We start from the raw sequence: 22,972 nt of genomic DNA on the forward strand, positions 1-22,972 counted from the left end.
TGTCTATGCCTCCCCAAGCATACTGAGCAGCAGGTAGATAGCCGGTTGATTCGTTTGAATCCATTCCATATCATGCTGCTCCCCAACGGATATGGCGGCGTCCTTCCACGTATCGAAATATTCCTGTCCGGTTTCGGCATATAGGTTGAGCTGGGCCTCCGGCGCTATGTCATCCATGGCGGATCTCATAATATGCCCGCGCAAATCAGTTTGTCCACCCTTCAAAAACTCGGTGAAGCAGTATTTCAGGGTGTACCGGCCATAGTATGTCAGTTCCCGGTACTCGATGGGGTGTGCCTCAATATAATCCCCCGGATTTGAGGACAATGCGGGGCCGCTGCAAATCGTCTCAATGAGCGACCCAATCACCTTCTCAGTATCCAGCCCGGTGAACGCTACCGCCTGGGCGTAGCACTCCTGGGTCTGCTGAAGGATGAACTTCTGACTGTCCATGCCGTCCTCAACAGCAGACGCCGGGAACTTCTCCCGAATGTCCTGCACATAATAGCTGCCGTCTCTGGGTTCCCAATATTCCTCCAATGTAAGAGTACCGGATGGGTCTTCCCGAAATGTGATGGCAACAGGGATATGACTGCCGGTGATTGTTTCCAGCCCGTTGTCTGTGACCCTATATTCCTCATAGAGTGCCCAGCCGTAGTGAATATACTCTGAAAAGTCACTTCCATCCACAACGAAACCGGCAAGCTCTGTAAAGCTGACGCAGGGCACAGGGCTGTCCGGGTCTGCGGAAAAGTTTATTGCGCTGGTGGAACGGTTATGCTCCAGAATCGCCTGACGGATCGCGGCCTGCTCTTCGGAGAGAGTAGAAAAATCGGGCTCCTCCGGCGCGGGTTCACCGCCGCCATCAGGTGCTGGTTCGACAACCTTTGGCACATCGTTTCTGTGCGCTTCAGCGAATGCGGAAACATCCTCTGTCCGAATATCAATTCTATCATCGGCCTCATTGTTGACCCTCAGATAGATATACCAAGGCATCTCGTCTGGAACGCCGCCCACCAGGACATCAAAGAGTTCATCAATCTCATAACGCATGATATACAGACCGGAGCCGACTTCCCGACCCTGATACCGCTCAAAATCTGACCAACTCAGCGCGTCCCCCTTTTGTGACAGCATGACCACATCATCAAGGGTCAGCTTTCGTCCATCAACAGCGTTATTCCCAGCCCGTATCCAGCGCACATAGGCCCATTGACGCTTTGTGCTGTCTACCGTATCAATACTAATGGGCGTTCCGCACTCCTGATAGGTATAAAAATCCTCTGTTTCGGATGGGTGAACGAAATACTCGATGCCCTCAAGTCCTGTATTATTTGCCTGTTCTTCTGTCAGCTTTCCGGCAGACTGATAGCCATAGGGCAAGTAGGACACTGGCATATACGGATCGACGTAGGCAGCACCGTCCATCAGCAATGTGGGGCGCTCTGCGTTTGGCGTGTTGGGTTCAGCTGTCACTGGATTCGTCGCAAAGCATACCGTCACCACCCCGCAGGCGACAACAGCCGCAATAATGACCCAAAACGCCGGCTTTTTGTAATTCAGCACATTTTTCACCCTTTCTTTTACACCAACTTCTCCAAAGGCCAGCGGGCAAACTGTGACCAGCCGCCGTTGAGCATTGCACTCCAGCAGGGCGGTGGAGTAGCGTTTCTTTCCATCTAAATCCATCTGCCGGATGACCTTCTCGTCACAGGCCAGTTCAATGTCCCGGCACAGCAGCACATAGGCCACCCAGCACAGGGGGTTGAACCAGTGAACCGTCAGGATCAGAAAGCCCAGCGGTTTCCACCAGTGGTCACGCCTTGCCAGGTGCGCCTTTTCGTGGGCAATCACCGGCTCCATAGCCGTCGCGTCCATGTTGGAGGGCAGATAGATTTTGGGTCGAACCAGTCCCAGGATAAACGGAGACTTTACATGGTCGCACAGGAAGATGTTTCCCTCATAGGGTATTCTTTCCGCAACGCTCCGGCGTACCCGCACATAACTGATGACCGCATACAGCAGCATAGCGGCGATACCGATGAGCCAGATCACCGATACAATAAATGTCCAGACATAGAGTGGATTGACGCTGCCAGCCGGATTCGGCGCAAAGGTCTCACCCAGGACGGGATTGACTGCATTGTTGATGGCGGGGATGCCGCTGCTGATGGCGGGTGTTTCATACTGGATGTTATGAGCATTGAAGGTCTCGGCGCTGGGGATCAGGCTCAACGCACTCTCGAAGGAGAAGGGAACCACCAACCGCAGAGCGACAATCCCCCACAAAAGGACGGTAATCCACTTCGGCACCTTTTTCAGTATAAACCGGAACAGCATCACCGCTAAAATCAGCCAGCTTGCGGCAATGCTCATGTTCAGAATTTTCAGGAATATATCGCCCATATTATTCACCTGCCTTGTCGATTAGTTTACGAATCTCGGTAATTTCTTCGGCTGTCAACTTTTTTTCACTGGTAAATGCGGCAAGGAAAGCGGGGAGAGACCCCGCAAAGGTTTCATCCACATACTTTTTGCTATGACGGGCATAGAACTCCTGCCGGGACAAAAGAGAAGTCACTATGCCGTTATTGTTTTGAAACAGGCCCTTGTCGCAGAGCCGGCGCAGTACCGTATGTGTTGTTGTCCGTTTCCAGGTGAGTTTTGCCGCAGCCAGTTTTATAAGTTCGGTGGATGTCACTGGCTCCCTTTCCCAGATGATGTCCGCAAAACGAGCCTCCACAGCCCCTAATTGAATTTCTGCCATAAGTACAGCCTCCTGTCTACATAGTGTAGCCTCATACACAGACTACACTATGTAGACGCATTTGTCAAGACCCTTTTTAAAAATACAAGACCGCCTTGTGAGAGCGGCCTCGTATCAGGAAATTGCCCTTACCCTGTAACTGTTTTCAGATATTGCTCAGGGTCTCCATTCAAAATCAAATCGGCATATCCAACTGGGTCATTATACACCAGCCAGTCCAATTCTGACCGTTGACGGATGGTATGTGCAACCTCGTACTCTACGGCAGTACAGTCAATCGAAATCAAACTCCCGTCCATGAAGCGCAGCTCAACACAGGCCGTATCTATGTTGAACTCGCAAGAAATGAGTATATTCATAGGTTTATACCTCCACATTGTTAAGAAAATAGCCCGTCTGAATCCCTGTTAGGAATCAGACGGGCTTTCGTATGCACCCCGAAACCGTCAGCCAACAGTGATAAGTGAATTTAGTTCCTTATCACTATAAAGGCAACGGTTACGGGGTTTTTTCTATTTCACGACGCGCTCTCTTTTTTCGCTTTTGGGGTGAATTTGGGGTGAATGTCCTCCGCAAACTTGTCTGTGACCTGGGCGGCCTTTGCTTCTGCGGAGGCTATGACGTGGGAGTAGATGTCGCTGGTGGTGCTTGTCTGGGCGTGTCCAAGGTTTTTGGAAACGACCACCAGCGGGGTCCCGTCCGCAATCAGGAGGCTGGCGTATGTGTGTCGGAGTGAATGGACGCAGCTGGAGGGAAGGCTGGTCCGCTTGATGAACTTCCCCATCCATTGCGTGAGGGACGTGGGGAACCAAGGGCGGCCCACGTCGTTGGTGAATACTCTATCATCCTCCGAGGAGCCCTGCCATGCGTCCCCTACCTTCTCCCTCATGCCGTCCTGCCAACTTTTGTATTCCAGCAGAATCAGGATTGCCGTCCGGGAGACCTTCAGATAGCGGTCGGAGTCCTCGGTCTTTGGAGTATCGACATAGACGCCCTTGCCGGACACATAGTTGGAGGTCTGGACAATCCGGATCACTCCATCGTCCAGGTTGACATCCTGCCAGCGCAGGCCGGAGAGCAGGTCAAAGATGATGGGTGCCCGCCACTTGATCGGCTCGTCCTGGAGAAGCTGAAGCATACGCTTTGCGTCCGGCTCGTCCAGGTAGCGGGCCTTGTGGCCGGCATTGGACGGAAGCTCCGCGTTCTCCGCCGGGTTGCGGGGGATGATCTGCCACTTGACGGCCTTCTCCAAGATGGAGGAAATGGTGCGGTGGTAGGAGCGGATCGTGGCCGGGGCCAGGGGCGCGGCGTCGCTGGTGACGGTAAACAGAACCTTGATCTCCAGCCCGACAGCGGCGGCGATCTTCGTAGCCGATTCCTCGCTGACGGGCCGGCCCTTTATCGCCTGACTGACAGTCTGGTGAGTGATACCGGCTTTCTTTGCGAGAGCGGACTTGGAGATATGCTGCTGACAAATCCATTCGTTCAGCGCAGGGGTGGCTGTGGCGGTGGTGTGCTGCCTGATTCCTTGCTCCTGGAGATTGCGGTAAAAGGCTTGAATGTGCAGGATGGTTAAATCCTTCAGCCTGATATGGCCGATGGCCTGATTGATACGCACCAAGTTCCGTTTGTAGTTGGAGAGGGTGGTGGGCTTCAAGTTCAGATTGCCGAAGTCCGTCATGTACCGTTCTGCGAAGTCGGCAAAGCGGATATTCCCATTGGTGGCAATGGAGCCGTTCTTGACCTGTTCCTCGAAGCGGACGATCTGGCGGTTCAGCTCCTTCTCCACCTGTCGCGGCGTCAGCTTCTCGTCCGGGGTCCAGACAAGGCGGTGCCGGATTTGCTTGCCGTTCATATCAATGCCGGCCGCAACGGTGATACTACCCTTTTCCCCGTTTTTCTACGGTTGCCATAGGTGCTTTTCTCCTTTCCTGCTTGCACCTAAACGCCCTGATATGATATAATAAAGGGCACAAAGGGGCCTTGGTTGATAGCTGGTCTTTTGCATCCCCTGCCCTCTCCAGTGCTGGAACACTGGAGGGGGCTTTTTGTTGTCAAAATCCCAAACGCTTGGGATTTTAGCTTGCGTAATAGTCTATGGCCGGAATGGGAACGGTCTGCATCCTCCAGGTTGCCGGCTGAACCGACATGCCCATATAGGTCGCGGCGTCAGTGATTGAACGGTTCAGGAACGGTAACAGGTCCTCGTCTGGATATATCAGCTCCAGAGAAAACAGGTTTGCTTCATTCTCGAATTTCTGCACGACGAACTGGGTGTTGAGATTCATAAAAATCCGGTTCATACCCCGGTGCATGGAGTGATGGCCCATTTCATGGGCGCAGACTAAATCCTGCTGTTTCGGGTCCAAATCGGAATTGACATAGATAATATTCTGCCGCTTGATACGCTGCTGGAATCCCCGCATATCCACCAGCGGAGCAGTAACAACGATAAAGCCTAACTCGTCCGCCAGACGGAAGGGGCTCCTGGTTTCGTACTTTTTGGACAAGCGGGCCGCAAGAGCCTTGCCATCCATAGAGTTAGTCCCTCCTGTACTTCTTGGGGGTGTAGGTTGCTTTGTTCCTCCTTCTGGCTTCTTCCAGACCGATTTTAATTGCGGCGGCCATGGCCGCTTTAGATTCCTCGGACATAGGAACTCCGTCAAACATAAGATCCCCGCTGCTTTCCAAGCTCTCCATGATTTGATACACGTCTTTAGCCACATCGCGCCGGTCCTTCTCAGTAAGGGCCGGCGTTTCTTTTGCGTCTGCGCCGAGAAGATAGTCAACAGAAACGCCTAATGCAGCCGCCAGTTTAGTTACTGTATCTGCGTTCAAGGTCCTTTGTGCGTCCGGCATTTAGCTCCGAAAGCGTGGCCCGGCCCACACCTGCCTTTTTACAGAGTGCCGTAACATTGGTGCCATTCTTTTTGCAGATGGAGTCAATGCGCTTATATAAATCGCTCATATCCCGCCGCTCCTTTTTAGTGAATTTCAACAAATTACAGTATTCGGTAAAGACGTTAAGAAAAAGCTCGTCGATCTGGACCAGCCGCAGGTTTGGCTCATTAACCAGGTGCAGGAGAACACCGGCCTCTATTTTGACGCCTCGTATCTCAACAAGATTCTGACGGGCCAGCTGGCAACGCCCAAAATCATCCGCGCCATCTGTGAGATTCTGGATTTGACAGACCAGACCCAGGCGGCCAGCAGCGAGTAAACAGGGGGACGCACCATGGAACAGAACATGATCCCGCGTATGCGGACGGCCCCGAAGATCGTGGCCGAGATTAAGGCGCTGGACCCCGAAACCGAAGTCACGGAGTATTACGTCCGTCAGCTGGTGAAGGCTGGCGCTGTCCCGGTGGTATGGGCCGGGAACAAGGCCCTAATCAATCTGAACGATGTGCTGGACCTGTTACGGGTGGGGGCAGCCCCGCCCCAGGCCGAGTCGCCCACGGTGGGCGGAATCCGGAGGATTGACGCAAAGCGGCCCCGGTAGGGGGCAGAAGGGAGCGTGATAGAACTTGGCCCGCGCAGTACGTTTTCGCAAGGAAAGTCACACCGAGTTCTACAAGGTGTTCTCCGGGATGTGCCAGACCAGAAGCTCCTGGGAAGTGTGGGCGGACTTCGTGGCAATGACCGCGCTGACAATCGCCAATGCTTTTGACCGGGAGGGCCAGACGCATGACGACCGGGAGCAGGAGTACATCAGGACCATCAAGCGGTACAGCAAGAACGAGCAGGAAGGTTTTCCAAAGCTGTTTGCCCTGACCGTGGAGGCCCTGGAAGCGGAGCCGGATCAGGACTTTCTCGGGGAAATGTTCATGGCTCTGGACCTCGGGAATCACTGGAAAGGCCAGTTTTTCACCCCGTACAACGTCTGCCGGATGATGTCAGAAATCACTATCACAGACCTGGAGGCACACATTGAGAAAAAGAGCTGGGTTGGTATCCAGGACCCGTGTTGCGGGGCGGGAGCGTTGCTGATTGCCGCCCGGAATACGATGGTCCGCCAGAAACGCGGTCCCCGGGAAGCTCTCTATGTGGCCCAGGATGTTGACCGAACGGCGGCCCTAATGTGCTACATACAGCTGTCTCTTTTGGGGCGCGCTGGATATGTGGTGGTAGCTGACTCCCTTTTGAATCCGGTGGTAGGGCCAGGGGGAAATCCTTTGCTGATCTCCCCTATGCCGGGGCAGGAAATATGGTTTATGCCGGCGCTTTACGATGAAGTATGGGCCGCGCGTATCCAATGGGAGCGGACGCGGTTGGCATTGGAGAGCTTGGGAATTATGAAATCTCCGCCGGAACCAGGGCAGCCCAAACTGGAGCCCACCCCTGCGCCGTTAGAATCCGCGCAAGCTCCCGAGCCGGACCCCTTACCGCTGAATGAAGGGGCCGGAGGACAACTAACGCTGTTTTGAAAGGAGCTGATATGTAGCATGAGCAAAATTGCCGACGACATTCTGGATATTCTCGGAGAATGCCGGACTGAAGGCAACACACTTTTCCTCCCGGACCGCCAGTTTGAACGCAGTACCTATCAGGCCGTAAACAAGGTGCTGGAAAGCGTTGGCGGTAAGTGGAATCGTAAAGTGAAGGGCCATGTTTTCGCTGACGGCGACCCCGCCGAACTGCTGGACAACGTGATTTTGGCCGGGGAGATCACCGGCCTCAAAAAGCAATACCAGTTCTTCCCCACGCCGTGGCCCATTGCGGAGAAGATGTGCGAACTGGCCGAACTGGACTCCACCTGTATCGTGCTGGAGCCGTCCTGTGGGAAAGGTGATTTGGCGGATGTCATTTATGAGGCCGGGGTGAAGGAGCTGGTTGGCCTGGAGCTTAACCGGGATATGGAGAAGCACCTGACCGGCAAACCCTATGCAACGCTCACGGCCTACGAAATCCTGCGGCCCGGCGGCATCCTCGTGTCGGTGGTGTCGGAAAGCCCCTTCTTCCGGAGCAACAAGAAATCTGTGGACTTCCGGGCGTTCCTCGAAGAGCGGGAGGCGGTCATCGTTCCGATTGAAGAGGGCGCATTCAAAGAGAGCGGCACAATGGTACGGACCCGGCTGGTGAAGATTGTCAAGCCTGGTATCAGTGAGGAAGGCACCCAGGGTGAACCGGAAGGGCCGCCCCCGACACCACTCCAGGGACCGGAGAAGTCTACCACCGCCCCCTTGCGGCCGCGAAGCTGGCCGGGCTGAAAGAGATCCCCTGCGTTATCGCCAGCATGGACGCGAAAGAGCAGGTACAGACCATGCTGCTGGAGAATATGCAGCGTTCCGATCTGACGATCTATGAGCAGGCACAGGGCTTCCAGATGATGCTTGATATGGGGGACTCTGTGGAAGAAATCGCGGTGAAGCCTGGATTGTCCAAAACTACGGTCCGCCGCCGAGTCAAAATGATGGAGCTGGACCAAGAGACGTTGAAAGCGGTATCCGAACGGCAGCTGTCACTTACAGACTTCGACGAGCTGGCACAGATTGAGGATATCAAGGTCAGAAACGAATGTTTAGCGCAGAACGGTACATCGGAGTTTAAGCGGATGGAGAACGCCCTGACCCTTGTGACCGACGAGGACGGTACTCGACATCTGATCGACAAGGACGGGGTGGAGGTTGGCACATTGAGAGAGGAAGGAACTGATTGTTAATGGAAATCTATATGGAACTCAATCGGCGGCATGGTCGGGGATTCCAGTTGCGGGTTGTGTATGGGCCGATGAACAAGGTCTATGACAAGGAGCCGTGGACGATGTACGAGGCTGGAGCCGCTGCCGGGACGCTTCTAGAAATACTGAACAAGGAGCTGGGGGCCAGCTACCAGACCCATCAGGTTCTGCGGGTAACGCAAGAGGCCCTGGAGGTTAATTCCAAGGCCGGGGACTTCGCGGCGGTCCGCATGATGCACGACATCAATTCTGGCGAGTATGAGCTGTCTACTCCCGACACTACGGACTGCACGAAGGTGGTAATTGACGGCAAAGAAGAAATCGCATTTACCGGACGTGGAACGGTGCTGATCACTTATTTTACTTGGCTGGATGACAAAAACCAGAAAGCCAGAGAAGCCCTCCAGCGCTATTGCGAGTACATTGCCGCCCACGGTTTCAAAGGCGGGGCTACCAAGGCCCTGGCCGAACTGGACAGCTTGAACAAAGACCACGCTGTGGAGTGGATCAGAAAGACCTACGCTCGACACGTCCATGACGACGAGGCCCTGATCCAGTTTGTCATGGGACAGTTATAAGAAAGGCCCCATACTCAACCTGCCGTCCAAAGCGTTTGAGTATGAAGCCCATAGCCCATAAGGGGATGCTGCTATTATAGCACGCCTCCTTTGGGAAAACAAGGAGGATTTTCAAGTGTATATCAAAGAGACTACCGCCAAAGAACGGCTTATCATCGCGGGGGCCGTTGGGGATGCGTTACTTACGAGCGATACTTCTTTCTGCGGACTGGAACCCCATATGCAAGGGGCGGCGCAAGCTGTGAAGTCCATGCGTGTGCATAATCTGAACCACGCGCTTTTTGAACTGGAGCGGAAGCTGAAGCCCGCGCAGCGCGAGGAGATTTGCCGCAAACGCAGGGACATTCTGAGGCTACCAGATGACCAAGCGGCCCTGGCATTGGAGGCGCAGAAATGAAGAAAGAGTTTTTGAGCCGCTTGTACTATGCCTGCTCGGACGAATCTCCGCACTATGAGAGCGGGGACAACCTGGGCGAGCTGTACCAGAGGACGGCGGATGTTGATACTGCTGATCGGCTCTGTCCAACCAAATTATACGATATCTTTGTTGTTTTTGTAACTTACGTTATCTCTTTTCCACAATTTCTACAGAAATATCCTTTCTCTCTTCCCAAATATTTCCCACAATATGGGCACTTCCAAAACTTAACTCGCACAACAACGATTAGTCCCAGTACAATTACTCCAATTATTAATAATATAACACGTAATATATCACTATTCAAAATATATGCGAGCCCCAAGGAAATCCACAATATAACCCATAGTAAATTCTGTAGCGCTTCTGCTGTTTTTATTTTTCTCTTCTTAGCCTCCCCCCTCTCGCGCTCCCGCAGGCCCACCGGAGATTTGCCAGGATGCCAATATTATGCGCCATCTCCAGCGCCTCCATCCTTTTCACAATCCTAAGGCCAGCACGAACCTGCTCCAGACATCCTCTCCAGCTTCCCAAGATAGGCAGCATTCCGCTCTGACGTCTCCAGCTCAAAGGCGTATGTAGTTGCATTCACTACTCCCGAAACCGATCTTACTTGAGTAAGGCCTTACTCTACATTACAAGCATAGCATATATTTCCTAAAAAGTAAAATAGAAATTGTTATATGTAACCAGTTATAAAAGAAGAAAAGGAAAGAAATTTATAGTATTGCTTTTAAATTAAAGCTGCAAATCAACTTGCGGAATAAAAGGCTGAATCCATTGCCGCGCGGTTCATGAAGAGGGCAACAACACAGATGAAAAAGAACGTTAAGATGGTGATAAAATTCTATAGAGTTTTATAGAAAAACACGGAATGAAAACGGTTCCTTTTTCGCCCTTTTAGGAGGATAGCCGGTTTTTATGTTTCCGGCCCCGCCTATCCCTGCTTTCCTGGCATTATCTCAAACCGCACTGCTGCTTTCTCATTTAAATCCATCTTCCTGCTGTTCACATATGCCTTGACGATGCTGTAGCCCCCGTCAAACCCCGTCTCCCGCAGCTTCTCCAGGAGCCGCAGCGCCGAATACGGCGCCTCCTCCAGCCACTCGTCCACGCTCTGCTTGTGCGGGTCCATATTCGTGGGCTTGGGTTCGCTTAAGTGGAAGATTATGAGGAGCGGTATGGTCCGGTTCAAATTCCTGAGGATCTCTGGGCCGCCCCAAATGAAATAAAAACGGCCGGGAATCTTCGGATTCCCGGCCGCTGCTTTTTCTGCTGATGTGTTCCTGTCAATAGCCGAAGCCGAAGGGCCAGCTATAGTAATAGCCGCCGTTTTGCTGCTGTTGCTGCTGCTGGCGCTCCAGCTCCTCCTGGCGCTGCTGCTTAAGGGCGTCCTGCAAGTCGCTCAGGGCGTCCTGGCGCTGCTGGTTGTCCTCGTCCAGGGTGAGGGTCAGCTCCACCTTTTCTCCGCTGCGGAAGACGGAGAGCGTAATGGTGTCTCCCGCCTTTTTCTGGCGCACCGCGGCTTTGAGCGCGTCGCCGGAGGTGACCTCCTCCCCGTCCATGGCGGTGACGATATCCCCCTGCTTCAGGCCGCCCCGGTCGGCGCAGGACCCGGAGAGGACCGCCTCGATATACACGCCCTGGGGTACCCCGTACTGCACCGCCTCGCTGGCCACGTCGTTCATCAGAATACCGATATTGGGCTTGCCGGTGACGTAGCCGTGGGTAATAATGTCCTCAATCATCTCCCTCACGTCGTTGATGGGGATGGCGAAGCCCAGGCCCTCAATGCTGGCGGCGGTGGAGCTGCCGCTGCTGTTGGACAGCTTGGCGGAGGTGATGCCCACTACTTCTCCATAGGCGTTGAAGAGGGGACCGCCGGAGTTGCCGGAGTTAATGGCGGTGTTGGTCTGGAGCATGTTCATGGTCTCCCCTTCGCTGGTGGTCACTTTGCGGTCTTTGGCAGAGACCAGGCCGTCGGTGAGGGTCCAGGTCAGCTCGCCCAAGGGGTTGCCGATGGTATACACCGTCTCCCCCACCACCAGGGTGTCGGAGTCGCCCAGCTGGACGGGTGCCAGGCCGCTGGCCTCGATTTTCAGCACGGCGATGTCGTTTTCCGCCTCACCCCCCACCAGGGCGGCGTCGTAGGTGTCCCCGTTGAGGAAAGCCACCTGGATGGAGGTAGCGCCCTTGATGACGTGGTAGTTTGTGACAATATAGCCGTCGGCGGACACCACGAAGCCGGACCCGGCGGCGGCGCCCCGCACCCGGTAGCCGAAGCCGTTTTCCTGCACCAGCTCGGTGGTGATGCCCACGCAGGAGTTCACGTTGGCGGCGTAGAGCTCCGGCGGGGTGAGTACCTGGCCGTTGCGGATGCTGGCGGTCTCCACCTTGACAGGCTCATGCCCCCCCTGGTAGAGGGTGGTGCTGCTCTGCCGGCCCAGATACCAGAAGAGGCCGCCGCCTGCCGCGCCCCCCAGCAAGGCGCAGCACAGGCCTAGGGCCGCGATCTTTGTCCCGGTGTGGTTTTTCTTCTTCCGGACCTGAGGGGCGCAGCCGGTTCCCTCCGGCCAGGGGGCGGGGGGCATGGGATAGCCGCTGGGCTGTGTATTGTCTCTCCGCTCCGGGTCGGGACGGTAATCACCATAATACATAATCGTCGCTCCTTCATGGGACCGGCACGGTCCCGGCGTGTTTTGTATGGTCTGTCTCTAAAATACCGCCAAATTGTGTCTAAAGCATGAAGAAATTTGACACAAATTTTAAATTCACTGCTTTGGCTCGGGGCGGTGCTTCAAAAAGGCGCTGATATCCGCCGCCGCCAAACGGAGATCCGCCAGGGTAGGGTCAAAGATGCCCAGGCGGCAGATGTTCCACACCACCATACACACCACCGGGGCCAGGATCATCCCCAGCACCCCGGCCAGGCGCATCCCCACATAGATGCTGATCAGGGACGCCGCCGGGGGGAGGCCGGTCTGATTGCCCACCGCCTTGGGCTCTCCCACCCGGCGGAACAGGGCGATTATCCCCCAGATGACCATAAGCTCAATGGCGTGGCGCAGGTTTCCCAGCGCCAGATCCACCACCGCCCAGGGCACCATCACCGTCCCCGCGCCGATAATGGGGATAAAGTCCAGAATGGCCAGCAGGAAGGCCAGAAGCAGGGCGTAAGGCTGTTGAATGACGCTGTAGCCGATGAGCAGGATAAAGAAGACCCCCACGGACAGAATAAACTCCGCCCGCACATAGCCGCCGAAGGCGGACACCGCCGCCCCCCGCACCTCCAGCAGAAAGGTCCGCTGGCGGCGGTTGAAGCGTCTGGACACCTGGCGGCGGATGTGGGGATAGTCCGCCGTCAGGTAGTAAGCGCCCATGAAGAAGACCACAGTGGCCACCGCGAAGGAGGGCACCTGCTTGGCCACCCGGGTGGCCTGGTCGGCCAGCTGGGTCAGCCAGGCGTACAGGGTGTCCTGAAGCCAGAGCACCACTGCGTCCAGGTAGCTGCCCCCCATGTCCCGGATCTCCGCCGGGATCAGGGACAGGAACCGGGACAGCTCCCGGTCCAGGCTGGCCAGGCCGCTCTGGACGCTCTCCCAGATGGCGGGCCAGTTGTTCACCAGAGAGACAATCTCCCCCGCGATGTTCCATACAAAGAGAAAGACCAATCCTCCCAGCCCCGCCAGGATCAGCACAATCACCACCAGAGACAAAAACCGCCGGGACACGCCCAGCCGCCGCTGGAGCAGCTGTACCAGGGGATTGAGCATCCACGCTGCGGCCAGGGCCAGCACAAAGGGCATAAACAGGGACAGCAAGGGCGGCGCCACGTGAATCAGCAGCCCTGCCGACCCGCCGGCCAACAGCAGCCGGATGCCCAGCCGCAGCCAGAGCCGGCCCCGCTCCCGCCACGACAACTCCTGAGCCTCCACAACAACATCCCTCCTGAATTTTCTGCTGCACAGCAGTATACCATACGCCCTGGCGGAAAAAAGAACAATTTGTAAATTTTCCAGCTCCCCCTTTTATGCAGACATCCAGAAGATTGCCTGTCAGAGGAATTATTTTCCCCTTGGCCATTGCGCGGGTTTTTAAGCAGACGCCAGGCGCCCCGGCGGCAGACAAAAGTCCCCTATGCGGACACGGCCCGCATAGGGGACGGCAGTTATTAAAGAGGGGCGGGGGATCCCAAGTCTGCCGGCAGGCGTTAAACAGACTCGGCAGCCCGGCTCAGGGCCTGCAGCAGCTTTTCCCGGGTAATGGGCTTGTGGAGAAAGGCCATTGCCCCAATTGCCTTGGCGTCGTGAACGGCCTCGTCGTCATGGAGGGCCGAGATAACCACAATCCTCGCATCGGGATGCTCCTGCAAAATGATCTGGGCGGCCTCCAGGCCGTCGATTCCAGGCATGATGATGTCCATGGTCACCACATCCGGCTGGATCTCCTCGTAACAGCGGATCGCGTCTTCGCCATTTTCACAGTAAGCGGCGACTTCAAACCCGGAGTTGTCCAGCAGAGTGCGGATTTGAATCTCCGTTCCCTGGGAATCATCTACAACCATCAGTCGCTTTTTCATCGGACATTTCCCTCTTTCTGTTAACCTTTCTATTTATTTTAAATGCGCAGAAGCGGCGGAACTGCTCAGAACTACATCAGGACAATCTCGCCCTCTACCAGCGTGGCGATGCACTGCCGGGAGATCTGGTGCAGGCGGAGCACCTCCTCCCCAAAGCGCAGCTTTGTGCCGGGGTAGGCGATGCTGCACTCCAGCCGGCCGGGGTCCTTCTTTTCCCGCTTCCCCGGCCTGAGCTCCTGCTTTTGTTCCCGCTCCTTTGCGGCGCTCTCCAGGGGGTCCTCCATCTGCTGGAGCTTCAGCTTGGCAATAGCCAGCTTGATTTTTGTCTTGCTCAGCAGGCTGGATTTCGCCGGACTGTCAATCTGGCACTCCAGCTTTTCCAGCTCCATCTCCAGACGGTTGACTTCCTTCTGTGTGATCTCCCACTCGAAGCTGGCGCAGGGCTTTCCGCCGAGGATAATGGAGGTCTTGCACTCCGACGGGGAGCCTACCACGTTGGCATTCACCTTCATGGCCGCCCACACCCGGCCGCCCATGATGCTGCCCCGTCCGGAGCGGACGATCACCTCGCCGCCGCAGTAGATATTGCTGCCGATAATGCAGTCGGTCTGCAAATTCTCCCGCACACAGATGGTGGCGTTTTCCACATATTTGGAGAAAATGTTCCTGTGGACCTGGACCGTTGTGGACCCGTCCCCCAAGATTCCCTTTACCACGGCCAGATCGCCCCCGGCCTCCACCGTGCTCCCCGCCTCGATCACGCCGGCGATGTGGATATTTCCCATCGCACGGACAGTAAAGCCGCTGATTACGTTGCCCTGGATGTTGATGTCCCCCATAAAGTTGAGGTTTCCGGTGGAAAAATCCACATCCCCGGGAATATCCAGCACCGGGTTGACCTGAAAGCTCCGCCCGGTGAACTCCACGGAGCCGGATATGGTGGCCAGCAGCTGGGTTTCATCCTCGCTGATCTCCGTATTCCTGCCCTTGGGCAGGGGAACGGAGGTCCCGCTCTTGGCGGGGATCTCCTGGTCCAGCACGGTCCGCCCCGGTTCGCCCTCTGTGGGCTTGATCAGGCGGCAGATCTCCTGCCCCTCCTCCACGTTGTGGATCAGGTTCAGGGCGGTGTAGTCCACCTGGTCGAATTCGTCTACCTCCAGCACCCGCTCAATAACCCGGGGAAAGTTATCCACAATATTGCCGTTCTTCCCGTCGAAAGCCGGTTTCCCCCTGGCAATCAGGTACAGGTGGAAGTAGCGCTTTTCACTGTGGGACAGATGGTCGGCCAAGCGGGTGTCCACCCCGAAAGTGATTCCCTGGGCGGACAGGGCCTGATAGAGCATGTCGCGGGACAGCTCCGCCCCCTTTCCCACAGGGGGGAACACCATCACCCATGCGTAGAGCTTATCCGCGGAGACGAAGAAGCAGGGGAGGGCATCCAGGCAGGGCGGGCTGGCCTCCGGCTCCGTCTTCTGTTCCTTGTGGCCGCCCTTTTTCTCCGGGTGCGCCTTGGCGCTTTGGGCCTTGGGATCCTTGGGCCCCTTCTTCTTGTTCTGGCCCTTGGCCTCTCTCAGGCGGGCGCTGCACGCCCCGGTCAGCACCGTTCTCAGCCGGGCTTTCTCCTTCTGCACCACATCCGGGGGAAGGGCGCCGTCCTCGTCCAGGCAGATGCGGGGCGCAGGCAGGTAGCCGGCCTCATGCCGGCGGTGGTTGTACAGCTGGTTGAGCGGATGCTCCGCCGGAATCTCCAACAGGGCCGGATTTGACACGCTGCCGCCGGAAAACTCAGGCGCCTTCTCCACCACGGGCCCGGTCCGCTCCTGTTCCGCTTCCGCTGGGGTCTTGTCAGACTTCTGACTGAACAGGATGGATGTCAGCTTTTCCTTAATTGACATTCCGAAACTCCCCCTCCCCTTAATATTGACTTACTCTATACATTACCATTCTTATTGTACACTGGGCGTCTTTGTCTGTCAATCGCGGGACAAGCCGGAACACGCCCCGAAAAGCCGTGCCCGCTTATGCGTAATAGGTTTTGGCGCGGGCATCCTCCACAACCCGCTGAATGGATTTACACAGCAATTCCCCCAGAATTTGACGGGCGGTATCCTCCTGGGCCAGCTGGGCGGTTTTGCACTGGCAGGGGCGGTTTGCCCAGGCACGGCCAAACTGGAGGAAGGAGGTGGCCTTTGTCAGAGTCTTCGCCCGGTGGATCGTCCCGTGGTACTGGATGCAGGGAAGGGTCTTTGCAAGACGCGCCGATTCCTCCCAGGTTCCCACCCATGTGTCTACCTCCAGCCCCGGGAGCAGGCGGGAGAGCTCCTGTTTCCCCTGGGCTGCGTACTCCCCCGCCTCGCCGGTGAAGAAGGCCGCGATTTTATCAAAGCGAACTCCCAGCTGCGGGTCGTACAGGGGGCACCCGAATTTTGCCATCAGGGAGGAAAAGCGCCTCATATCCGCCGGTTCCATGCAGTAACAGTCAAAGCGGACAGCCTGAGCGGCGGCTGAAATCTGAAAGGCGCTGCGGCCGTTTTTTTCATAGCTGAACGGATCCAGCCTGTCCCAGTCCTGGAACACCGCCGCGGTCTCCCTCAAAATATCCTCTACCGGCAGGAGGTCCAGACCGTCAATATGCTCGTTCTCGCAGCAGGCCATCTGGTACACCGCCCCGTTATCCAGATACACCCCCTCCCGGTACCGCCAGAAATTCAAGTCAACGCCCATCTCTGTCTCACCCTCCATTCCATATAGATGGATTGCTGATCGCGCTGATTATAGCATAGTTCCTCCTTGGGTTCAATCGGCGGGCCTGTTCTGGCGCCGCGCTTGTCTCTGTCCTGCGCTTGTGCTACAATGGAGAAAAACGGAGAGGAGGAACGGCGATGTATGATTCCGCGCGGTATTTATCCCCCATCGGGGAGCTGACCCTGGCCTGCGACGGGGCGGGACGGCTGGTGGGCCTGTGGCTGGCGGGGCAGAAGTATTTTCCCAGCACCCTGCCGGTGGTCTCCGGCTCCCATGGGGCTGCACCCATCTTCGCCCAGACAAAGGACTGGCTGGACCGTTACTTTGCCGGAGGGCGGCCCAGCCCGGGGGAGCTCCCTCTGGCCCCCGCCGGCAGCGCTTTCCGCCAGGCGGTGTGGAAGCTCCTTCTGGACATCCCCTACGGAGAAGTAACAACCTACGGCGCCATTGCCCGCGCAATCGCAGAACAGCAGGGGCGCAGGACCATGTCCGGCCAGGCGGTGGGCGGCGCGGTGGGACACAACCCCATCTCTATTATCATCCCCTGCCACCGGGTGGCGGGCAGCGGGGGAAGCCTCACCGGCTACGCCGGGGGATTGGATAAGAAAATCTGGCTCCTGACCCACGAGGGCGCGGACATGACCGGCCTGTTCCGCCCCAAGCGGGGGAGTGTGGGGTAAAACAAAAAAGCGGGGACAGCGGCGGGCTGTCCTCGCTTTTTTTACGGCTTTTACGCATCGCTTTTTGCCTGGTCCGGCAAAGAAATCTCCCGCCAAGAGCGGCAGTCAAGTTATGCGGAAAGGCGGGCGCAATATTCAAACTTCTAGGGACGCAGGCCGCTGCCGCCCTGCATGGTGATGGTCTCGCCGGAGATATACTTGGCGTCCGGGGAGCACAGGAAGACGCAGGTACGGCCGATGTCCTTTTCCGGGTCGCCGAAGCGGCCGGCGGGAATGCCCTTGATGGTCTGCTCGTAGACCTCGGGATAGGCCTCCTTCCACTTGGCCAGGGCGTCGGTCATCACCAGGGGACAGATGATGTTGCAGTTGATCCCCGCGGGGCCCCACTCGGTGGCGGCCACCCGGGTCAGGCCGCGGATGCCCTCCTTGGCGGCGGCGTAGGAGCTCTGCCCCGGCTTGCCGAACAGGCCCGCGCCGGAGGCGAAGTTCACCACCGAGCCCTGGGTCTCCTTCAGATAGGGGTAGGCGTGCTTCATGTAGAAGAACGCGGCGTACAGGCCGGAGAAGATGGCCTGATCAAACTGCTCCTTGGTGTGGTCGGCCAGCATCACGCCGGAGGCGGAGTTCTGGGCGTTGTTGACCACCGCGTCCAGCCGGCCGAAGGTGTCGATGGTCTGCCGGATGACCCCGGCCACCTGCTCCTCCACACCGCCGTCCGCCTGACAGCACAGCACCTTCACGCCGTACAGGCGCTCCAGCTCCTCCTTGGCGTCGTCCAGCTTCTTGGTGTTGCGGCCGGTGATGACCAGATTAGCCCCCTCCTTGGCAAACGCCGTGGACAGTCCATAGCCAATACCGCCGCCCTTGCCGCCGCCTGTGATGAGTACTACCTTGCCCTGCATGTTCGCCATGTCAGTCGCCTCCGTTTATTTTTTGAAATCATACGATGAGTTTTCCCTGTTGAACTTATTATATCAGTTTTATTCGCATTGGACAAGAGGAAATATAACTCAAAAGAACAAAATTTGAACTTCGTATTTTAGCGACATCTGCGGCGGATCGGGCGGCAGGTCCCTAGGACAGCTGGAACTGGCCAGTGTAGAGGCGGTAGTACCGGCCCTGCTGGGCCAGCAGCTCCTCGTGGGAGCCCTTTTCCTCGATCTGCCCTCCCTCAATCACTACAATGCAGTTGGAGTTGCGCACAGTGGACAGCCGGTGGGCGATGACAAAGACGGTGCGGCCCTCCATGAGGGCGTCCATGCCCTTTTGGATGAGGGCCTCGGTGCGGGTGTCGATGGAGGAGGTGGCCTCGTCCAGGATCATCACCGGCGGGTCAGCCACGGCGGCCCGGGCGATGGCCAGCAGCTGCCGCTGGCCCTGGGAGAGGTTGGCCCCGTCCCCGGTGACCATGGTATGATATCCCTCCGGCAGGCGGCGGATAAAGGAGTGGGCGTTGGCGCTCTTGGCGGCGGCGACGCACTCCTCGTCGGTGGCGTCCAGCCGGCCGTAGCGGATGTTGTCTATGATGGTGCCGGTGAAGAGGTGGGTGTCCTGAAGCACGGCCCCCAGGGCGGTGCGCAGGTCGTCCTTGGCGATGGACTGGATGTTGATGCCGTCAAAGGTGATCATGCCCCCCTCGATCTCGTAAAACCGGTTGATGAGGTTGGTGATGGTGGTCTTGCCTGCGCCGGTGGAGCCCACGAAGGCGATCTTCTGCCCCGGGTCGGCATAGACGGACACATCCTTTAAAATCCGCTTGCCGGGGACGTAGGAGAAGTCCACCCCGCGGAAGCGCACAGAGCCCTTGAGCTCGTTGAGGCAGTAATCCTCCCCGGGGAGATTGCGCACCGCCCCCCGGATGAGGTGGAGGGACACCGTTCCGTCCGGATCGGGATACTTCCACGCCCAGCGGCAGCCGGGGCGCTCCCTTTCCAGCTGGACCAGAGTCCCGTCCGCCCCCTTTTCCACAGGGACCAGCTCCATCCCCGCGGTCCGGGGGGTCTTCCACGCCCAGTGGCCCTTCTTGCTGGCCTTGCCGGTCCAGATGGACAGCACGCCGTCCTCCCCCACACTGACGGGGACCAGAGTGACAGCGCCCCTGTCCTCCTCCGGCGGGGTGTCGATGACCTCAAAAATCCGCTCCGCGCCGGCCAGGGCGGCCAGGACGTTGGTGAGCTGCTGGGAGATCTGGTTCATGGGCTGGCCCACCTGGCGGCAGAACTGGAGGTAGAGGGTAAAGGAGCCCATGCGCAGGCCGGCGGCGATGGACAGGATGCCGCCGAACGCGGCGGTGAGGGCATAGCCCACGTTCATGATATTCATGGCGATGGGCATGACGGCGGTGGAGTAGAAGCTGGCGCTGGTGGCGGCGGCGCGGTACTCCTCGTTGAGCTGGGCGAAGCGGGCCTTGGCCTGCTCCTCGTGGGTGAAGGCCTTCACCACTTTAAGGCCCTCGATGGTCTCCTGGATGTTGCCGTTCACCGCCCCCAGGGCGGCCTGCTGGGCCTGATAATACTTGCGGCTGCGGCCGCCGAAGACCTTGAACACCAGGAAGGTGGAGCCCAAAGTGAACACGCTCACCAGGAACAGCAGGGGGCTGACCACCAGCATCACCACCACAATGCCCACGAACATAAACAGGCTGGAGAACATGGACACCACGCTCTGCTCCAGGGCGAACTGGACGTTGTCCGCATCGTTGGTAAAGCGGCTCATCAGCTCCCCGTGGGTGTGCTGGTCAAAGTAGCTCAGGGGCAGCGTCTGGAGGTGGTCGAACAGATCCTGCCGCAGGCGGTTGGTGCCCCGCTGGGCCAGACGGACCATAACGGCGGACTGGCTGTAGGTGGCCACCCAGCCCACAGCGTAGATGCAGATAAGCTTTACCATGTCCAGGAGCAGGCCCCCGGGGCCGGCGTACTGGCCATAGGTGATGCCGTTGATGATCACCTGGTTGACAAAGACGGAGCCGGCCAGGTTGGTGCCCACCGACAGGAGCAGGCACACCCCCACCAGGGCCAGCAGGGACTTGCGCTGTCCGATATACCCCATCAGGCGGCCCACGGTGCGCTTGAGATCCTTGGGCTTCTGAAAGCCGCCCCGATTGCGGCCGCGGCCCCGGGGGCCGGATCCTGTTCTGTTTTCTGCCATTACTGCTGCACCCCTTCCTGCTGGGACTGATAAATTTCCTGATAAATGGCGCTGCGGGCCATGAGCTCGTCATGGGTGCCGGTGTCGGCCACCCGCCCGTCGTCCAGCACCAGAATGCGGTCGGCGTACTGGACGGAGCTGATCCGCTGGGCGATGATGATCACGGTGGTCCCCGCCAGATTGTCCGAGAAGGACTGGCGGATGGCGGACTCGGTGGCGCTGTCCACGGCGGAGGTGGAGTCGTCCAGGATGAGGATGGCGGGGTGGCGGAGCATGGCCCGGGCGATGCACAGGCGCTGCTTCTGCCCGCCGGAGACGTTGACGCCCCCCTGGTCCAGCCAGGTGTCAAACCCCTCCGGCAGGCCCATGATAAAGTCGTAGGCCTGGGCGTTTTTCGCCGCCTGGATCATCTCCTCCTCCGTGGCGTCCGGCCGGCCCCAGAGCAGATTTTCCCGCACGGTGCCGGAGAAAAGGACGTTGTTTTGCAGCACCATGCCGATCCGCGCCCGCAGAACGTCCAGCGGGTAGTCCCGCACGTCCACCCCGTCCACCCGGACGGCACCGCCGGTGACGTCGTAGAACCGGGGGATCAGGTTCACCAGCGAGGATTTCCCCGTGCCGGTGCCCCCCACAATGGCCACAAACTCCCCGGGGGCCACGGTGAAGTGGATGTCCTCCAGCACGTCGTCCCCGGTGCCCGCGGCCTGGTACTTGAAGTGGACGTGGTCAAACTCCACCTGTCCCCGGGGGGCGGGGAGGGAGATGGGCTCCGTCCGGGGCCGCTCCTGAATGGAGGGCCGGGTCTCCAGCACCTCGTCAATGCGGCGGGCGCAGGCGATGGACCGGGAGAGCTGGAGCAGGCTCATAGCCACCATCATCACGCTCATGAGGATTTGGAAAATGTAGGTGATAAAGGAGGACAGGTCGCCGATGAGCATGGAGCCCCCCATTACCTGGGTCCCACCCAGGTAGAGCACCGCGGCGGTGGCGGCGTTGAGGGCAATGGTCATAATGGGCATCATCAGAATAATGCGCAGATCCACGGTGAGGGTGGCCTGAGTCAGCTCGTCGTTGGATTTTTTAAACTTGGTTTTCTCATAGCCGGCCCGGACAAAGGCCTTTACCACCCGGATGGCCACCAGATTTTCCTGCACCGTGTTGTTCAGCGCGTCAATTTTCCGCTGCATCTGATCAAACAGCCGGTTGCAGATCTTCATCAGCAGGCCCACCGCCAGGGCCATCAGGGGAATCACCACCAGCAGCACCAGGGCCAGCCGGGCGTTAATGCTCATCGCCACAAAGAGGGCGGCAATGAGCATCACCGGCGAGCGGGTGAGCATCCGCAGGCCCATCGTCACCATCATCTGAATGGCGTTGACGTCGTTGGTGATCCGGGTGATGAGGGAGGCGGAGGAGAACCGGTCAATGTCGGAAAAGGAAAATTCCTGCACCTTGTTATAAATCCCCCGGCGGAGGTTGGCGCCAAAGCCCTGCCCGCCGATGGCGGCGAATTTGGCGGCGAACATGCCGCACAGCATACTGCACAGGGCCAGCACCAGCATAATGCCCCCCATTTTCAGAATATAGGGCAGGTCGTCCCCGGCAATGCCCACATTTACGATGTTGGCCATGAACCGGGGGAGGGCCAGCTCACAGATGACCTCCAGAATGACCAGCAGGGGGGTGAGAATCGCGTACTTCCTGTACTCGCCAAGATAGGACGCTAATTTTTTGAGCATGGTGGATCCTTCCTTTCCAGTTGGAATAGCGTCTCCGGACGGTCGCCGCCCCGGAGATTGCGGAGCATTTTCCAGTGATAGTCGGCCAGCTGCCGGCACTCCTCCGGGGTGAAGCCGTCAAACATCCGCTCCTCCACCCGGGCGGAGACCTGAAAGCAGGTGGCCAGGGCCTGGGAACCCTTTTCCGTAATGCTCACCCGCTTGCACCGCTGGTCCTGGGGGTCCATCCGCTTTTCAATGTAGCCGCCCCGCTCCAGGGATTTCAGGGACATGGCCACCGCCGCGGGGCTGATGTGGAGCTGCTCCGCCAGCTCACGCTGGGCGGGGGGCTTGCCGCCGCAGTGCCGCTCCAGAAGAAACAGCAGAATGGGGGGAGAGCCGAAATCCCCCAGGCCGGCCGCTGCCATCTCCGCCTGAAGGGCGTTGTGAAAGGCCCGGTTGAGGGAGTGGAACAGCATACCGGACGCCTCAGTCTTGCGCTCCATATCTGAGCACCTCCTTGCAGATGTGCGCAATCCGTTAATAGGTTAATGATTAAGACGCTTACCTATTTTACGGGAGATCCATTTTTTTGTCAACCGGGGAAATGTAAATAATTTGTGTCCAACCCCGCGGCGGCAGCGTCCTGCAAGCCGGAGG

The 22,972-nt window shown here is 57.8% G+C and carries 26 protein-coding genes; 9 read left to right on the forward strand and 17 right to left on the reverse strand.

Annotated elements, in window-relative coordinates:
* Positions 1-3: 3 nt before the first annotated feature.
* From D1159_RS03080 to D1159_RS03110, 7 genes are all read right to left on the reverse strand, one after another.
* Positions 4-2,406 (reverse strand): M56 family metallopeptidase, encoded by a 2,403-nt coding sequence (locus D1159_RS03080; RefSeq protein WP_161844231.1) that lies wholly within the window; start codon positions 2,404-2,406, stop codon positions 4-6.
* 1 nt (position 2,407) lies between these two features.
* Positions 2,408-2,767, reverse strand: coding sequence for a BlaI/MecI/CopY family transcriptional regulator (locus D1159_RS03085; protein ID WP_161844232.1), 360 nt, complete (start codon positions 2,765-2,767; stop codon positions 2,408-2,410).
* Between the two features lie 128 nt (positions 2,768-2,895).
* Positions 2,896-3,126 (reverse strand): DUF6061 family protein, encoded by a 231-nt coding sequence (locus D1159_RS03090; protein WP_161844233.1) that lies wholly within the window; start codon positions 3,124-3,126, stop codon positions 2,896-2,898.
* A gap of 158 nt (positions 3,127-3,284) precedes the next feature.
* A complete protein-coding gene (locus D1159_RS03095; RefSeq protein ID WP_161844234.1) occupies positions 3,285-4,622 on the reverse strand; it encodes a tyrosine-type recombinase/integrase in 1,338 nt (445 codons plus the stop codon).
* Positions 4,623-4,845: 223 nt separating this feature from the next.
* Complete coding sequence (locus D1159_RS03100; protein ID WP_161844235.1) at positions 4,846-5,304, reverse strand: ImmA/IrrE family metallo-endopeptidase; 459 nt, start codon at positions 5,302-5,304, stop codon at positions 4,846-4,848.
* 4 nt (positions 5,305-5,308) lie between these two features.
* Positions 5,309-5,605 (reverse strand): hypothetical protein, encoded by a 297-nt coding sequence (locus tag D1159_RS03105; protein ID WP_161844236.1) that lies wholly within the window; start codon positions 5,603-5,605, stop codon positions 5,309-5,311.
* Positions 5,583-5,735, reverse strand: a complete 153-nt coding sequence (locus D1159_RS03110) for a helix-turn-helix domain-containing protein (protein WP_161844237.1) — start codon at positions 5,733-5,735, stop codon at positions 5,583-5,585. The genes D1159_RS03105 and D1159_RS03110 overlap by 23 nt, the downstream gene beginning before the upstream one ends.
* Positions 5,736-5,843: 108 nt before the next feature.
* Here D1159_RS03110 and D1159_RS03115 point away from each other — a divergent pair, with 108 nt between their 5' ends.
* From D1159_RS03115 to D1159_RS03150, 8 genes are all read left to right on the forward strand, one after another.
* Positions 5,844-5,987 carry a hypothetical protein gene (locus D1159_RS03115; RefSeq protein WP_243152085.1) on the forward strand — a complete coding sequence of 48 codons (144 nt, stop codon included), beginning with the start codon at positions 5,844-5,846 and terminating at the stop codon, positions 5,985-5,987.
* Positions 5,988-6,002: 15 nt separating this feature from the next.
* Entirely contained in the window at positions 6,003-6,269 is a 267-nt protein-coding gene (locus tag D1159_RS03120; RefSeq protein WP_161844238.1) for a hypothetical protein, read from the forward strand.
* Between the two features lie 25 nt (positions 6,270-6,294).
* A complete protein-coding gene (locus D1159_RS03125) occupies positions 6,295-7,194 on the forward strand; it encodes an N-6 DNA methylase (RefSeq protein WP_161844239.1) in 900 nt (299 codons plus the stop codon).
* A gap of 18 nt (positions 7,195-7,212) precedes the next feature.
* Positions 7,213-7,977: a hypothetical protein gene (locus tag D1159_RS03130; protein ID WP_161844240.1), complete on the forward strand. Its 765-nt coding sequence runs from the start codon at positions 7,213-7,215 to the stop codon at positions 7,975-7,977.
* Between the two features lie 26 nt (positions 7,978-8,003).
* Positions 8,004-8,429: a hypothetical protein gene (locus tag D1159_RS03135; protein ID WP_161844241.1), complete on the forward strand. Its 426-nt coding sequence runs from the start codon at positions 8,004-8,006 to the stop codon at positions 8,427-8,429.
* A complete protein-coding gene (locus D1159_RS03140) occupies positions 8,429-9,025 on the forward strand; it encodes a hypothetical protein (protein ID WP_161844242.1) in 597 nt (198 codons plus the stop codon). The genes D1159_RS03135 and D1159_RS03140 overlap by 1 nt, the downstream gene beginning before the upstream one ends.
* A 115-nt stretch (positions 9,026-9,140) precedes the next feature.
* Entirely contained in the window at positions 9,141-9,422 is a 282-nt protein-coding gene (locus tag D1159_RS03145) for a hypothetical protein (protein WP_161844243.1), read from the forward strand.
* Positions 9,419-9,934 carry a hypothetical protein gene (locus D1159_RS03150; protein ID WP_161844244.1) on the forward strand — a complete coding sequence of 172 codons (516 nt, stop codon included), beginning with the start codon at positions 9,419-9,421 and terminating at the stop codon, positions 9,932-9,934. Before D1159_RS03145 ends, D1159_RS03150 begins: the two co-directional genes overlap by 4 nt.
* 446 nt (positions 9,935-10,380) lie before the next feature.
* Here the strand turns inward: D1159_RS03150 and D1159_RS03155 are convergent, their stop codons facing one another.
* From D1159_RS03155 to D1159_RS03180, 6 genes are all read right to left on the reverse strand, one after another.
* Positions 10,381-10,638 carry a hypothetical protein gene (locus D1159_RS03155; protein ID WP_161844245.1) on the reverse strand — a complete coding sequence of 86 codons (258 nt, stop codon included), beginning with the start codon at positions 10,636-10,638 and terminating at the stop codon, positions 10,381-10,383.
* Positions 10,639-10,732: 94 nt separating this feature from the next.
* Positions 10,733-12,100: a trypsin-like peptidase domain-containing protein gene (locus D1159_RS03160; protein WP_161844246.1), complete on the reverse strand. Its 1,368-nt coding sequence runs from the start codon at positions 12,098-12,100 to the stop codon at positions 10,733-10,735.
* Between the two features lie 114 nt (positions 12,101-12,214).
* Complete coding sequence (gene ytvI, locus D1159_RS03165) at positions 12,215-13,378, reverse strand: sporulation integral membrane protein YtvI (RefSeq protein WP_161844247.1); 1,164 nt, start codon at positions 13,376-13,378, stop codon at positions 12,215-12,217.
* A gap of 275 nt (positions 13,379-13,653) precedes the next feature.
* Positions 13,654-14,022, reverse strand: a complete 369-nt coding sequence (locus D1159_RS03170; protein WP_161844248.1) for a response regulator — start codon at positions 14,020-14,022, stop codon at positions 13,654-13,656.
* A gap of 71 nt (positions 14,023-14,093) precedes the next feature.
* Positions 14,094-15,917, reverse strand: a complete 1,824-nt coding sequence (locus D1159_RS03175; protein WP_161844249.1) for a FapA family protein — start codon at positions 15,915-15,917, stop codon at positions 14,094-14,096.
* Positions 15,918-16,041: 124 nt separating this feature from the next.
* Positions 16,042-16,746: a hypothetical protein gene (locus D1159_RS03180; RefSeq protein WP_161844250.1), complete on the reverse strand. Its 705-nt coding sequence runs from the start codon at positions 16,744-16,746 to the stop codon at positions 16,042-16,044.
* A gap of 158 nt (positions 16,747-16,904) precedes the next feature.
* Between D1159_RS03180 and D1159_RS03185 the strand changes: the two genes are divergently transcribed.
* A complete protein-coding gene (locus tag D1159_RS03185) occupies positions 16,905-17,447 on the forward strand; it encodes a methylated-DNA--[protein]-cysteine S-methyltransferase (RefSeq protein WP_161844251.1) in 543 nt (180 codons plus the stop codon).
* Positions 17,448-17,590: 143 nt separating this feature from the next.
* Here D1159_RS03185 and D1159_RS03190 read toward each other — a convergent pair whose 3' ends face one another.
* The 4 genes from D1159_RS03190 to D1159_RS03205 form a co-directional block, all read right to left on the reverse strand.
* Complete coding sequence (locus tag D1159_RS03190) at positions 17,591-18,358, reverse strand: SDR family oxidoreductase (RefSeq protein ID WP_161844252.1); 768 nt, start codon at positions 18,356-18,358, stop codon at positions 17,591-17,593.
* A 163-nt stretch (positions 18,359-18,521) separates the two neighbouring features.
* Complete coding sequence (locus tag D1159_RS03195) at positions 18,522-20,594, reverse strand: ABC transporter ATP-binding protein (protein WP_161844253.1); 2,073 nt, start codon at positions 20,592-20,594, stop codon at positions 18,522-18,524.
* The gene (locus D1159_RS03200) at positions 20,594-22,333 is read right to left on the reverse strand and encodes an ABC transporter ATP-binding protein (protein WP_161844254.1); all 1,740 of its coding nucleotides are present in this window, start codon (positions 22,331-22,333) and stop codon (positions 20,594-20,596) included. The genes D1159_RS03195 and D1159_RS03200 overlap by 1 nt, the downstream gene beginning before the upstream one ends.
* On the reverse strand, positions 22,318-22,818 hold the full coding sequence (locus D1159_RS03205) for a MarR family transcriptional regulator (protein WP_161844255.1): 501 nt from the start codon (positions 22,816-22,818) through the stop codon (positions 22,318-22,320). Before D1159_RS03205 ends, D1159_RS03200 begins: the two co-directional genes overlap by 16 nt.
* Positions 22,819-22,972: the final 154 nt, after the last annotated feature.

The organism is Pseudoflavonifractor sp. 524-17 (assembly GCF_009935845.1).
Lineage (GTDB): Bacteria > Bacillota > Clostridia > Oscillospirales > Oscillospiraceae > Pseudoflavonifractor_A.